We start from the raw sequence: 13,773 nt of genomic DNA on the forward strand, positions 1-13,773 counted from the left end.
GTTCTTCCTCCTTATTCGTTCGGGTTGATGTCTTCTAATTTGACATACGCACTGGGACCATCCATTTTGCGTTCAACAAAGCGCAAGATCTGGGTGGCACTGATGGTCAAGACTAAGTAGATCACACCGATGATCGCAAATGTTTGGAAGTATTGGAAGTTCGTTCCAGCGGCTGATGTACCTTGGAAGAAGAGGTCTGCAACACTGATAACACTTAAGACGGCAGTATCTTTGATATTGATAATGATCTCATTCCCGGTAGCTGGTAAAATGTTGCGCATCACTTGCGGCAACACGACCTTGATCATGGTTTGCCAATGGGTCATTCCGATGGCTTGAGCTGCTTCAAATTGACCGTCATCTACAGCAAAAATCCCCCCACGAACGATTTCAGACATGTAGGCACCCGTATTGATAGAAACGATCAGCACGGCTGCCAGCGTGCGATTCATGGAGACGCCAAAGGCTAGAGCAGTTCCGTAGAAAATAACCATTGCTTGAACCATCATTGGGGTGCCGCGGAAAACTTCGATATAAATGGTCAGTAAACCATTGACGATGCGTTGGAAGAAACGTCCTACTGGATTTTCTGAAAGCGGCAATGTCCGGAAGATACCGACTAAAAGACCGATGATCAATCCGATGATCGTTGAAAGGATCGCGATGAATAAGGTCAAGCCAGCGCCTCGTAAAAAGAGCATGCCGTAATCATCAATGATTTTTTTAAAATCAGCGACCAGACCTTGATCCGCTGTTTCTCCGCTGGCATCTGCAGGTTGATCTAAGACTGCTTGATCCATCAGGGAAACCCGTTCTTCTTCAGAAATTCCTGCAAGAATCTCATTGACTTTTTCAACATCGGGATCGCCTTTGCGCATTCCGACTGCTACTTGGACGTCTTCTGGGTTGGTTTCAAAACCGGCGCCTTCATCGAACTCGACCATCTTCAAATCAGGATTTGCACCGACGGCAGTGACGCCTTCTGGACGTTCGCTGACGTAGCCGTCAATGATACCCGAAGCTAAAGCAACGCGCATGGAGGAGAAGTCCCGCATGGCTTGTTCTTTTTGGACCTCAGGGATTTGATCTATGACCGTATAATGGAAAGTATTCAGCTGGGCAGTGATTTTTGCCCCCGAAAGATCAGCGAGGCTTTTGGCATCGGCGAACTCGCCATCTTTACGAACCACTACCACCAAATCTGATTCATAGTAAGGATCGGTAAAATCAATTTGCTCGCGACGTTCGGCAGTTGGTGACATACCAGCGATCACAGCATCGATAGTCCCCGCTTGCAAAGCTGGCGGCAAACCGTCCCATTGAGTTTTGACGATCACTAATTCTTTGCCTAAGCCTTCAGCGATTCGTTTGGCGATCTGGACATCGTAACCGCCGGCAAACGCCGAGCCTTCTTCCCCAGAAATCGGCACGGCACCATTGGCGTCCGTCGTTTGCGTCCAGTTAAATGGGGCATAGCCTGCCTCCATACCGACACGGAATTGTTCCGCAGGTGTTTGGTCATCCGCTTGCACGGTTAGGGGCAGCTGAATGAGGGTTAGACAGAGGGCGAAGACTGCCCAGATCCAATTATTTTTTTTCATTTTTTCTCTTTCCTTTCACGAGTTGGACAAGCAGGTAAGGATGAAAAAGCAAAAAAACAGCCGTACTCCATGATTGGAAAACGGCTGTTGACAGGTCATCGTCGACAAACCTTTCACAAAACATAGCGCAACTTAGACAAGCTAAGACAGTCCGCAAATTGTTCATTTGCGGCCCAACAAAATCGATGCAAGCAAAACCGACCTTGTTTCGGCGATGTTCCCTAGCTCTGCTGTAAACGTGTTGCTTCACTCAGCAGGATTAATGAACCTCGCGACCTCTACCTAAATGTTAAAGGGTACTCGTATTTAATTTGATTCTTCTCAGAGTTTAGAAGAAAAGCACCCAAATGTCAATTCTTTTTAACAAAAAAACGACCATTTCCCTATTTTTATCAAAGAGAAAGCGGATCGTTTTTACGAGTGTCTATTGGAACCCTTAAGCGACTTTCGCTTTTGGTTCACGGCCTAAAACAGCTTGGATGACTGTCAAAGCAAGCAATAAGCCAAGTGCTAGATAGATGAGGCTTGAGTATTGTGTAACGCCCCAATCTTGTCCGAAGGTACGGTAAACCACAAGGACGATGGCTTGAATGATTGCTGTGATGACATTTAAAAAGCCGAATGCCCATAAATTGCCATTTTCTTTACGTGCTAAATAGAAGATAGAGAAATATAAGCTGACTGCCAACCAACCGAAACTGATAATGATCATTGCCCAATAAATAATAGCTGCTACCAATGTATTTCACCTCACTTTGATTCGTGACTAGTTTACCACGTTTTTTGTTCCTTGTCATGAAGGAATCTCTTTCTTTGTGAGGCAAAAAACAAAGAGCAAGAGCAGTAATGAAAAGATCATCTACTACATTTGCTATTGGTGGGTTTACTGAAAAGAGACGATTTTTCTAGATCGGTTCATTTTCAGCTGTGTATAATAGAAATAAACTGTTTTTTGCAGAAAACTACGAGTTAAGAATCAATTAATAATTAGTTAATAGCTGATTTAGATCTGCTTGCTAGAATGAGCACAGAAGCAAGCAAGGAGGAAGTAAAAATGGAAAATGTTCTTAAAATCAAAGGATTAAACAAACGTTACGGCAAACAGCAGGCGTTACATGATGTCGATCTAACGATCGCTAAGGGAGATATTTATGGATTGGTGGGGAGAAATGGTGCTGGGAAGACGACCCTATTAAAAGCGATCGTTCAGTTGATCCAACCAACTAGTGGCAGTCTGCAGTTGTTTGATGTTGAAGGCGGCAAAGTATACACTCAGATGCTGAAACGGGTCGGTAATGTGATTGAGACCCCAGTTGCTTACGACCAATTGACCGCAGAGCAAAATTTGAACTATTATTGCAAAATCAGCGGGGTGGTGGAACCTGAGGCGGTCAGTAAAGCATTGGCGTTTGTCGGATTGACCAATGTTGGCCACAAGAAATACCGTGATTTTTCTTTGGGTATGAAACAAAAGCTAGGCTTAGCCATCGCTTTATTGAACCAACCGGATTTTCTAATACTAGATGAGCCGATCAATGGCCTGGATCCTGTAGCGATCGTTGAGTTTCGGGAGCTGCTTTTACGATTGAATCAAGAACGCGGCATGACGATTTTGATTTCCAGTCATATTTTAGAAGAGTTGTACTTAGTGGCTACACGTTTTGGGGTCATTAGTGAGGGGCGTCTGATCAAAGAGATGACCAAACACGAATTCGATCTGATGGCGAAACGGTTTATTCAATTAGAAGTGGATGATGTAGCCACAGCTAGCCGCTTGCTAGAGAGTCAGCTGATTTCCGAATATAAAGTCGTCAGTGACCACAAAATTCATATTTATCAAGAGAATGTGTTGATTCGTGACCTGGTCCGTCAGCTGGTTTATGAAGGGATCGCTATCGACCGGATTTCTTTTGAAGGGGAAAATCTAGAGTCGTATTTCAAAGAGTTAGTAACAAGTGAAGGGGGAAATTAAGATGTTGAATTTTATTCGAGCCGATTTGTATCGTTTATCAAGAAGTAAAAGTTTTTGGATCACAGAAGGAATTATTTTATTGTTGGTGATTTTATCCGTTGTTTCCAATGGTAGTGTAGGGGTCACTCTTGGGGATAGTACGCAAACAGCAGGCAGCCTTACGGAAATGACTGGCTTTCTGGCGATCCAGACCAGTTTGTCTTCCATGTTGCTGTATTACTCCTTGCCATTGGTGATGCAGGTCTTAGGCAGTGAGTACACGAAAGGGACCATGAAGAATATCATTACCGTTGGTGTCTCCAAACCCGCTTATCTTTTTGGGAAATTCTTGGTTTATACATTGGTGCTGGTCTTACAGATCGTCGCGATTTGTTTGGTGAGCTTTGTAGCGGGAACGGTTATTGGGGGGATTGGTTATAATGACCTTTCACAGATAGAAAACTTGTTGTATTATTTCGTTAGTTTTGTACTGATTTTATTAGCGACTTCCTCTTTTGCAGTGCTAGTTTTGTATTTGACCAAAAATACAGCGGTCAGCGTGTTGGCGACGATTTTTATTCCGATGGCCTTTGCGATTGCCCGAATCTCTTTACCCAACTGGAAGTTTTTACAATACTTGGACTTTCAAGGCGGGTTAGAGATGGTGACCATGACTACTTTCCAAACATGGGAAACAGTCCAACCCATTTTTCTTGGGAGCCTGATCAGTTTATTGCTTTGCCTCTTGGCTGCGCATCTGGTGTTTAAGAGACAAGAATTGTAAGAGCAGAAAAACGCCCAACCGTATCGACTAGTGAAGGTCGAGCGATTGGGTGTTTTTTGTGTATAGCCATGAGTTAGTGGGGTTCAACGGACTGCTGCCAAAAAAGGGTCAAACGAAACGTCTCTTCGGTTGTATCCAATTGGATCTTGCCGTCTAATGCATTAGTCAATGCCGCGATGATATACAGACCAAGTCCGGCTTGCTGTTTATGCCGTGAAAGGTCTTCGGTATAAAAGCGGTGGGTCAATTTTTCTGGGTGCTGGATCGGTGATCTCAGCTGATTTTCCTGTTGGAAAACGATGCGACCTCCTTGCTGATTCAAGCGGATCGTCCCCGTTTCACTGCCATGTTCCAGCTGGTTACCAAGGACATTTTGGAAAATTCGTTGCCAGCTTTTTTTATCTGAAATGATCATGATGTTGGGTTGGATCGCAACCGTCAGTGATAAATGGTTTTCCTCAAAAGAAGGATAAAGCTGGAGCAGTTCTTCTTCCAATAAACGAGACAGATTGAATTCTTCCAAAGTCAAAGCGAGCTGATTGTCTTTGAGACGCTGATAGGTCAACAACTGTTCCAGATGATTTTCGACTTTTTCTAGGTTGCTGCTGACTTTATCCAACAGCTGTAGCTGTTGCGGGGTGAGGGTCGCATCGGCTTGCAGCAGTTGTGTGTAGCCGCTGGCGACCGTCAAAGGTGTGCGTAAGTCGTGAGAGATATTTTGAATGGCTTGTTCCAACTGCTGGTTTTCTTGCAGCATTTGATAGTGTTGCTGCTTATTTTTTCTAAGTATCTGATTGTTTAACAAGGCGATCGCTTTTAAAGCGGGGACGCGGGTCTGTAAATGGATCTCTTGATTTGTTTCGATTTCGCTGATTCTTGTTAATTGCTGGTGGTACTTTTTTAGATCATATAGTAAGAAAAACCAATAGCCCAACAATAACACAACGATCAGAGCGGCGAAAAACTGAAGTATATGCATGAGGTTCCTCCTTTTTAAGCTAGCTTGACGCCGATGCCCCAGACAGTATCGATATACGCTTCATCTGGATCGAGTGTTTTGATTTTGCTGCGTAAATGGCTGATATGGACATTGATCGTGTTTTCTTCACCGTAGTAAGGTTCTTGCCAAACAGCTTCATAGAGCATTTCTTTGGTATAAACTTTTTTGGGGTTCGCTAAGAGCAGGGAAAAAATCTCAAACTCCTTTTTCTTTAACTGAACCGTTGCCTCTCCTCGTTGCAGCTGAAACGAGTCAGGCAACAGTTGAATGTTTTTATACGAGTGGCTGCTGGCAACTGGAGGGGGTTGTTTATTTGTTCGCAATTGAACAATGATACGTGCCTTTAATTCTTCGACATTGAAGGGTTTGGTCAAGTAATCATTGGCCCCCGCCAGCAAAAGGGTGGAAACATCAGCTGGTTCATCTAAGGCAGTCAAGATAATGACGGGGACCGTGGAGGTTTGGCGAATCTCTTGCAAGACTTGTGTCCCATCTTTACCGGGGAGCATTCGATCTAGCAAAATCAAGTCGAAAGCATCTTGCTGAAAAAGCAGCAGACCTTCCGTGCCTGAATAGGCTTGCTGGACGGTATAGTCAGCTGCTAAAATAGTAGCCAACATTTCGCTGATCTCATTGTTGTCTTCGATAATCAAAATTTTCATTTGGTTTTCCCATTCTTCTTGTATTTATTGCATTTATTATAAGCAATTCCGCAAGAAAAAGCATTAGTTGCTTTTAAAAAAGAAAATGGCTGATTTTTCGCAAAAACGGTTCTTTTTCGGTTAGAATAAGAGAAAAGCCATAAAGGAAGTTAGAACGATGAAGGTATCTATTGAGCAAGCAATCGCAACGGTCACCGCCGCATCATCCGTGACCTTTTTGACGGGTGCCGGTGTTTCAACCCCATCGGGCATTCCTGATTACCGTTCCTTAAAAGGGGTCTATCAAGGACTGGCCCAGCCAGAGTATTTGTTAAGCCATGACTGTTTAGAAAACGAACCGGAAACATTTTATCAGTTCGTCAAGCACCTCTACCATCCTCAGGCCCAGCCGAACATCATTCATCAAAAAATGGCTGCGCTGCAAACGAAAAAAACAGTTTCGGTCGTTTCACAAAACATCGATGGACTGCATGAAAAAGCGGGGAGTCACCAAAGAATCGATTTTCACGGCTCCTTGTACAACTGTTATTGCCGAAAATGCGGTAATCCGGTACCTTGGCAAGCGTATTTGCAGGATTGGCACCATGCAGGATGTGACGGTCAGATTCGGCCGGCGATCGTGCTTTATGGGGAAGGATTTACGGATGAAACCATTGAAGGAGCCATTCAGGCCGTTGCTCAAGCCGACCTGACGGTGGTCGTGGGGACTTCGCTGCAAGTCTATCCTTTTACAGGGCTAGTCGATTACAGCCAGCAGGTGTTGGTCATCAATAAGGAACCATTGGCGATCCCGAATGAATATGGCATGTTGACCGCAGCAGCCGAAACGTTTTTCCAGAAAATTGAATGAAGGAGTTTATGATATGACACAACGTACCGAAAAAGAGAAAATGATTGCTGGCGAATTGTACTTTTCCCCAGATCCAGAATTGGTGGCAGACCGGAAATATGCCCGTGAACAAATGAACCTGATCAACCAAGAAACTGATACAAAAATCAAAGAGCAGTTACTAAAAGAAACTTTCGGCTCTGTGACTGGTCGAATCTATATCGAACCGAATGTCCGCTTTGATTATGGCTACAATATTTCTGTCGGCAAAAACTTCTATGCTAACTACGACTGTGTGCTATTAGATGTTTGTCCAATTACCTTTGGTGACAACTGTATGCTGGCACCCAATGTTCGGTTGTTTACGGCGACTCATCCATTGCATCCGGTCAAACGAAATAGCGGCTTAGAATTAGGGGCACCGATCGTGATTGGCGATAACGCGTGGATCGGTGGCGCGGCCACGATTTTGCCGGGGGTGCGCTTAGGTAACAATGTCGTGGTGGGGGCTGGCAGTGTCGTTACCAAATCATTCCCAGACAATGTTGTGCTGGCGGGAAATCCGGCACGGGTCATCAAGACGATCGACTTGGAAGAAGAAAACAACCAGCAAGATCCTTTGGCTGTTCAGCGAGCGGCGATCGATGACATTGATTGGCAGCTCACGCATCTTTTAGAAAAACGCATGAGTACAGTTAATGAAATCGTGCAATTGAAGAAAAGTAGTCAGTTGCCGGTTTTAGATGAAAATCGTGAAGAGAAAGTGCTGGAAAATATTCGGCAGGCGATTTCAAATCAAGCCTATGAGGAAACGATTTTAGCCATGTTTCAATCAATTATGAAACACTCAAAAACCTATCAAGAGAATCAATTGGAGGAATGAGTATGGATGGAGCAACACGTCGAGAAACGATTTTAGCGGCATTGAAGCAAGCGGACAAAGCGATCAGTGCCAGCAAACTGGCAGAATCACTAGGAGTCAGTCGCCAAATCATCGTTGGGGACATTGCCTTGCTGCGAGCAGCCGGTGAAGCGATCGCGGCCACTGCTCGCGGCTATCGACTGCAAGCACTGTTGAATGAGGCGGGGCATGTCAGCAAGCTAGCGGTGCAGCATCGGCCTGAACAAACCGAAGAAGAATTGCGGATTTTTGTCGCTTGTGGCGTGGAAGTGGTCGATGTCATCGTTGAACATGAAATCTATGGAGAGATCACTGGCAATTTGCAGATTCAAACAGACCAAGACGTGACTGATTTCATCAACAAAACCAAACATGCAGAAGCCCGCTTGCTCTCAGATTTAACCAATGGGGTACACTTGCATACGTTGCGTTACACCGATCCTGCGGCTCTGGAAAAAGCCAAACAACAGTTAGCAGAAAAAGGCATGCTCTATCAAAATTGAGGCGTAAACCATTCTGGCAAGGACGCTATCGGCAGTCTTGGGGAACACTTAGATGAAAAAATTGTGATTTTTTGTTGACAAGGCGTTCATTTTCCAGTAAAGTACAACTCAACAAGAATAATGAATCTGTTGAGAAGGAAAGTAACCGCGGATACTTTAAAGAGAGACTCTGGTTGGTGGAAAGAGTCAAGTCAGAAGCGATGAAAAATGGCCTTGGAGGATTGATTGTCGATAAGTAGGCAATCACGGATGCGCACTACCGTTACAAAGTGCACCAATCTCTAGCACGGCTAGACGTTGGGTTGAGGGAAGGGAAACCTTCTAAACAAAAGGTGGTAACACGAGTATTCGTCCTTTTACTAGCAAACGCTGGTAAAAGGACTTTTTTTATACACAAAAATCAAATAGCACCACACACGAAGAATTGGTAAGTACAAAAGCACGTTTTTTCAACAGAGAGCTTCGGTAGCTGAAAAGAAGCATCAAACGACTTTTAGAAAATGGCCAAGGAGTGATTCGTTCCGAGCAGTAGTTTGCAAGGCGACGACGGTAGCGACCGTTATCTGGCTAGAGTATGATCGTACTCGAAAAGGAGCTGTATGCGAGTACAGCTTAAACTGAGGTGGTAACACGCAAAAAGGCGTCCTCAAACAAGTCACAGGTGACTTGTTTGAGGATGCCTTTTTTTTATTGAAAAAGACAAGAACTAGGGGGAAGACGATGATTTCATTAAAAGATATATCAGTAACATTCAATCAATCAAAGAAACCCGCGATCCAAGCGGTCAAAAACGTATCGATCGAGATCGACAAAGGGGACGTGTACGGCATCGTGGGTTACTCAGGCGCCGGGAAAAGTACACTCGTCCGTGTGATCAACTTATTGCAGCGCCCAAGCAGCGGCAGCGTCGTCGTCAACGGCACGGAGCTGACCACACTTTCTGCGAAAGACCTGCGAGAAAAACGGAAAACGATCGGAATGATCTTTCAGCACTTCAACTTGATGGACAGCCGCAATGTTTTTGATAACGTGGATTTTTCCTTGAAATATGGGGGACGGTCCAAACAGGAACGTCATCAAAAAGTAACCGAGCTGCTGGCGCTTGTTGGATTGGAAGAAAAAGCCCAAGCGTTTCCTAGCCAACTATCTGGAGGACAAAAACAGCGGGTCGCCATTGCCAGAGCTTTGGCAAATGATCCAGAGATCTTGCTGTGTGATGAGGCAACTAGCGCCCTTGATCCGAAAACGACCTTACAGATATTGGCTTTGTTGAAAAAATTAAATCGGACTCTCGGTTTGACCATCGTGATCATTACCCATGAAATGCAAGTTGTCAAAGAAATCTGCAACAAAGTGGCAGTGATGGAAGACGGTGAAGTTATTGAGCAAGGTTCGAGCGTTCAGATTTTTAGCCAACCAGAAAAACCATTGACCAAAGATTTCATCCGAACGGCGACGCACATCGACCAAGCCTTAGAAACGATCCTCGGCAGTTCGAAGTTTTCTTCCTTGGCACCGAATGAATGGCTGGTGGAGCTGTCCTACGTGGGGGATCAAACCAATGAACCACTGATCGCCCAATTGTACAGTCGCTACAAAGTGACCACCAATATTCTTTACGGTAACGTGGAGATCTTGCAAGAAGTGCCGATCGGCAGCTTGGTCGTTAGCTTATCCGGAGAGTACCAACAGCGCAAACATGCCTTAGAATATTTGAAGTCTCAAGGAGTGTACACCAATATTTTAAAAGAAAATCATGCAGAACCATTAAACAATGTGATTAAAGGAGGATTTTAGATGGCTGCCTTATTAGAAAGATATTTTCCCAATGTTGTTGCGATCCAAGATGAATTTGTCGCAGCAACGATCCAAACCTTATATATGGTTTTTTGGACCTCTTTGATTGCGGGCATCTTAGGTATCTTGTTAGGGATCGTCCTAGTAGTGACGCGACCGAACGGGATTTTAGAAAATCGACCGCTCTTTGAATTTCTCGATAAAGTCATCAATGTGGTCCGCTCGATCCCTTTCATTATCTTATTGACGTTACTAGGAACCTTTACCCGATTTCTTGTGGGAACGACGATCGGCGAAACAGCAGCATTGGTTCCTCTGATTGCTGGGATCATTCCTTTCTTTGCTCGGCAGATCGAGATTGCCTTGCTAGAAGTTGACCCCGGTGTCGTGGAAGCAGCCGAAGCGATGGGCACCAGTCCTTTCGGCATCATTTTTCGGGTCTATTTGCCAGAAGGCGTGGCGGGAATCATTCGGGTCTCTGCATTGACCGTGATCAATGTGATCGGATTGACCGCCATGGCAGGAGCAGTTGGCGCTGGCGGTTTAGGTAACTTAGCCATCACCCGCGGGTACAACCGATTCCAGACCGATGTCACGATCATGGCGACCTTGATCATCTTAGTATTCGTTTTTATCAGTCAATTTGTCAGCAACCTACTCATTAAACGAGTATCTCACTGACCACCACTTACGTACAAATAAAAAAACAAGCAAGTCTATGGAGGAAGAAAAAATGAAAAAAATCGTACAATCAATCGTCTTAGGGGCAGCATTATTATTTATTACCGGATGCGGAAACAATGGCAGTGCCGCAGCCACTGATCAAGAAGAAGTCACTGTGAAATTAGGAGTGATTGGCGCGGACACCGATGTCTGGGATGATGTCAAAGATCGTTTAAAAGATGAAGGCATCAATTTAGAATATGTCCAATTCTCTGATTACAATCAACCCAACGCAGCATTAGCTGATGGTTCCATTGACCTCAATTCATTCCAACACCAATTTTTCTTGGACAATTATAATAAAGAATTTGGTACCGATCTCGTATCGATCGGCAATACAGTCAACGCGCCATTAGGCATTTATTCCGACAAAGTGACGGATGTCAACGACTTGGCTGAAGGAGCTAAAGTTGCGATCCCGAATGATGTGACCAATGGTGGTCGGGCATTGCTCTTGTTACAATCAGCTGGATTGATCAAAGTGGATGAAGCAGCCGGACAAACACCAACGGTCGCGGATATTACTGAAAACCGTTTGAATTTAGAAATTTCGGAACTTGATGCAGCGCAAACAGCCCGGGCACTTTCCGATGTCGATGTTTCTGTTATCAATAGCGGCATGGCGGTAGATGCAGGATTTGTGCCTACCGAAGATGCAATCTTTTTAGAGCCTGTTGATGAAACGGCCCGTCCTTACGTCAACATCATTGCCGCCCGTAAAGAAGATGAAGACAATGAAGTTTACCAAAAAGTGGTTGCTGCTTACCAAACAGAGGATACGAAAAAAGTCATCGAGGAAACGTCAAAAGGATCAAGTGTTCCTGCTTGGGAAACCTTTGGAGCAAAATAAGTGCTATGTAATTTGATAAAAACACTGAAAAAAACCATGTAAGAAAAAGGAGAGATTTGATTATGACAACAGCAACTATTACAAAAGCAACGATTAAACCATTTATCCAAGAGCGTTTAGCCGCTTATCAAGCCTTGGCATTAGATATCCATAATCACCCAGAAGTCAGCAACTATGAGTTTTACTCAGCCGATGCCCTGATCGCCCAATTAGAAAAAGAAGGCTTTGCTGTTAAAAAGGATGTCGCAGGACATCGTACCGGCTTTGATGCCCGCTATGTCAGTGGAAAACCGGGCCCAACGATTGCCTTTTTAGCTGAGTACGATGCGTTACCAGGGATCGGTCATGCTTGTGGGCACAATCTCTTCGGGACTTATTCCGTCTTAGCAGCCAGTGCCCTGCAACCTTTCATCGATGAGCTAGGCGGGGAGATTCGAGTCTATGGGACGCCAGGAGAAGAAGGTGGGGAAAATGGTTCCGCTAAAGGCAGTTTTGTCCGTGAAGGGTTCTTCAATGATGTCGATGCCGCTCTTTGTGTCCATCCAGCCCATCGCTATGGCAAAACGACAGCGTCATTAGCCAATGATCCAGTGGATATCAAGTTCTATGGTCGAGCTTCCCATGCGGCAGCTGCACCAGAAAAAGGCATCAACGCGTTAGAAGCATTGCTGCAAGTCTTTAACGGGATCAATGGATTGCGTCTGCACTTACCAAAAGACGTCAATATTCATGGTGTGATCACCGATGGTGGCGTGGCAGCCAATGTCGTGCCAGAATATGCAGCCGGTCGTTTTTATTTACGAGCAGCCAATCGAGCGACCTTGAACGAAGTCTACGAGAAAGTCGAAAACATCGTCAAAGGAGCCGCTTTAGCCACGGGAGCGACCTATGAATTCGGCTTGTTCCAAAACTCCGTCGATGATGTGATCGTGACACCAAGTTTTGATGAGATTTTCTTTGCCCATGCCCAAGAAGCGGGCGTACCTGCCGATGAGATCGATACGGAAGCCAAAACAAGTCTTGGTTCTTCTGATGTCGGCAATGTCAGTCAAGTGATCCCGACGATCCAACCCACCGTTTCGATTTCAGATGACTACATTGCGGGTCATTCGGAAGAATTCAAAGCCGCTGCCAAGAGTGAAAAAGGCTTGCAGTCGATCGCTATCGCGGCTGAACTTTTAGCGCTGACCGCGTTAGATCTTTTTGAACAACCGGCGTTATTAGAAAAAATCAAAGCCGATCATCAAGAAAGCCTAGCAAAAGGCAATTAACGCCAAAACCGTGAAGGAAGATATCCAGAGGATACTCAATAATATAGAAGAAAAAAAAGTCTCTGCCGCAAAATGTCGGTAGAGACTTTTTAGTTAGTCGATGACTAAAATGCCTTCTTTCAATGAAAAAGGATTTTGTTGATTGATATGATCGTAGAACATGACCCCGTTCAAATGATCGATCTCATGCTGAACGACGATCGCAGGATAGTTCTTTAAACGAACTTTTTTCTTTTTGCCGTTGATGTCGTAATAGCTGATCGTGATCCGGGCATGGCGTACCACGTAGCCAGGGACTTCACGGTCCACGGACAGGCAGCCCTCGCCTTCACCCAAACAAGCTTCTTGCACGGAATGACTTAGAATTTTAGGATTGTAAAGAACATCTTTAAAATCAGGTTCTGCTTTTTCTGGGTCGCTGCTAGGGACGAGGACCGCTGTGATTCGTTTTGAAATATCTAATTGAGGAGCTGCTAGACCAACACCACCTCTTAATTCGAGTTCTTCTGCCTTGACTGGGTCTTGGCTGTTTTCTAAAAAGGTCATCATTTCTTTTCCTAGTGCGATATCTTCTTCGCTCAAAGGAAATGGTACTTCTTTTGCTACTTCACGCAAGGTTGGATTGCCTTCGCGAATAATATCATCCATTGTAATCATTGATGATGTGATTCCTCCTACTATGTAAAAATGACGAAAGCAAGTTTCGTTCCTAATAAAGTGTACCACAAGTGCAGAAAGAAGGGCATAAGAAAGTTTAAACGGTAAAGCTTTCTTATTAAATGAAACGATATTTCTATATTGATGGTTTAATTATGAAATATAGTTGCGAACAGGAAGAGAATCAGTTATAATGCTTTTATAGAAAACGGTATCACGATAGTGACTCACCAAGGAGGCAAAG

At 44.5% G+C, this 13,773-nt stretch carries 14 protein-coding genes, 1 riboswitch and 1 other annotated feature; of the genes, 9 read left to right on the top strand and 5 right to left on the bottom strand.

Annotated elements, in window-relative coordinates:
• Window positions 1-11: 11 nt before the first annotated feature.
• Both IGK85_RS01795 and IGK85_RS01800 read right to left on the bottom strand, forming a co-directional pair.
• Window positions 12-1,601: an ABC transporter permease subunit gene (locus tag IGK85_RS01795; RefSeq protein ID WP_008376235.1), complete on the bottom strand. Its 1,590-nt coding sequence runs from the start codon at window positions 1,599-1,601 to the stop codon at window positions 12-14.
• A gap of 115 nt (window positions 1,602-1,716) precedes the next feature.
• Window positions 1,717-1,890: riboswitch (Lysine riboswitch) on the bottom strand.
• Between the two features lie 147 nt (window positions 1,891-2,037).
• The gene (locus tag IGK85_RS01800; RefSeq protein ID WP_005232333.1) at window positions 2,038-2,340 is read right to left on the bottom strand and encodes a hypothetical protein; all 303 of its coding nucleotides are present in this window, start codon (window positions 2,338-2,340) and stop codon (window positions 2,038-2,040) included.
• A 315-nt stretch (window positions 2,341-2,655) separates the two neighbouring features.
• On the opposite strand from IGK85_RS01800, the gene IGK85_RS01805 reads away from it, so the two are divergent.
• Together IGK85_RS01805 and IGK85_RS01810 are read left to right on the top strand one after the other, a co-directional pair.
• On the top strand, window positions 2,656-3,573 hold the full coding sequence (locus tag IGK85_RS01805; protein WP_008376231.1) for an ABC transporter ATP-binding protein: 918 nt from the start codon (window positions 2,656-2,658) through the stop codon (window positions 3,571-3,573).
• 1 nt (window position 3,574) lies between these two features.
• Window positions 3,575-4,336, top strand: a complete 762-nt coding sequence (locus IGK85_RS01810; protein ID WP_008376229.1) for an ABC transporter permease — start codon at window positions 3,575-3,577, stop codon at window positions 4,334-4,336.
• 73 nt (window positions 4,337-4,409) lie between these two features.
• On the opposite strand, the gene IGK85_RS01815 is transcribed toward IGK85_RS01810, so the two are convergent.
• Together IGK85_RS01815 and IGK85_RS01820 are read right to left on the bottom strand one after the other, a co-directional pair.
• Window positions 4,410-5,315: a sensor histidine kinase gene (locus IGK85_RS01815; RefSeq protein WP_008376227.1), complete on the bottom strand. Its 906-nt coding sequence runs from the start codon at window positions 5,313-5,315 to the stop codon at window positions 4,410-4,412.
• A 14-nt stretch (window positions 5,316-5,329) separates the two neighbouring features.
• Entirely contained in the window at window positions 5,330-5,998 is a 669-nt protein-coding gene (locus IGK85_RS01820) for a response regulator transcription factor (protein WP_005232327.1), read from the bottom strand.
• Between the two features lie 157 nt (window positions 5,999-6,155).
• Here IGK85_RS01820 and IGK85_RS01825 point away from each other — a divergent pair, with 157 nt between their 5' ends.
• The 7 genes from IGK85_RS01825 (at window position 6,156) to IGK85_RS01855 (ending at window position 12,872) form a co-directional block, all read left to right on the top strand.
• The gene (locus IGK85_RS01825) at window positions 6,156-6,848 is read left to right on the top strand and encodes an NAD-dependent protein deacylase (RefSeq protein ID WP_429972128.1); all 693 of its coding nucleotides are present in this window, start codon (window positions 6,156-6,158) and stop codon (window positions 6,846-6,848) included.
• Between the two features lie 13 nt (window positions 6,849-6,861).
• Window positions 6,862-7,710 carry a chorismate mutase gene (locus tag IGK85_RS01830; protein ID WP_008376222.1) on the top strand — a complete coding sequence of 283 codons (849 nt, stop codon included), beginning with the start codon at window positions 6,862-6,864 and terminating at the stop codon, window positions 7,708-7,710.
• Window positions 7,707-8,231, top strand: a complete 525-nt coding sequence (locus tag IGK85_RS01835) for a transcription repressor NadR (protein WP_016611442.1) — start codon at window positions 7,707-7,709, stop codon at window positions 8,229-8,231. Before IGK85_RS01830 ends, IGK85_RS01835 begins: the two co-directional genes overlap by 4 nt.
• Window positions 8,232-8,351: 120 nt before the next feature.
• Window positions 8,352-8,590, top strand: a binding site (T-box leader).
• A 361-nt stretch (window positions 8,591-8,951) separates the two neighbouring features.
• On the top strand, window positions 8,952-10,028 hold the full coding sequence (locus tag IGK85_RS01840; RefSeq protein ID WP_008376218.1) for a methionine ABC transporter ATP-binding protein: 1,077 nt from the start codon (window positions 8,952-8,954) through the stop codon (window positions 10,026-10,028).
• Window positions 10,029-10,709: a methionine ABC transporter permease gene (locus tag IGK85_RS01845; protein WP_008376215.1), complete on the top strand. Its 681-nt coding sequence runs from the start codon at window positions 10,029-10,031 to the stop codon at window positions 10,707-10,709.
• Between the two features lie 52 nt (window positions 10,710-10,761).
• The gene (locus IGK85_RS01850) at window positions 10,762-11,601 is read left to right on the top strand and encodes a MetQ/NlpA family ABC transporter substrate-binding protein (protein WP_008376213.1); all 840 of its coding nucleotides are present in this window, start codon (window positions 10,762-10,764) and stop codon (window positions 11,599-11,601) included.
• 62 nt (window positions 11,602-11,663) lie between these two features.
• The gene (locus tag IGK85_RS01855) at window positions 11,664-12,872 is read left to right on the top strand and encodes a M20 family metallopeptidase (protein ID WP_008376211.1); all 1,209 of its coding nucleotides are present in this window, start codon (window positions 11,664-11,666) and stop codon (window positions 12,870-12,872) included.
• Between the two features lie 93 nt (window positions 12,873-12,965).
• Here IGK85_RS01855 and def read toward each other — a convergent pair whose 3' ends face one another.
• Complete coding sequence (gene def / locus IGK85_RS01860) at window positions 12,966-13,529, bottom strand: peptide deformylase (RefSeq protein ID WP_008376209.1); 564 nt, start codon at window positions 13,527-13,529, stop codon at window positions 12,966-12,968.
• Between the last annotated feature and the right edge of the window lie 244 nt (window positions 13,530-13,773).

The organism is Enterococcus sp. AZ015 (assembly GCF_050499225.1).
GTDB lineage: Bacteria > Bacillota > Bacilli > Lactobacillales > Enterococcaceae > Enterococcus_D > Enterococcus_D entomosocium.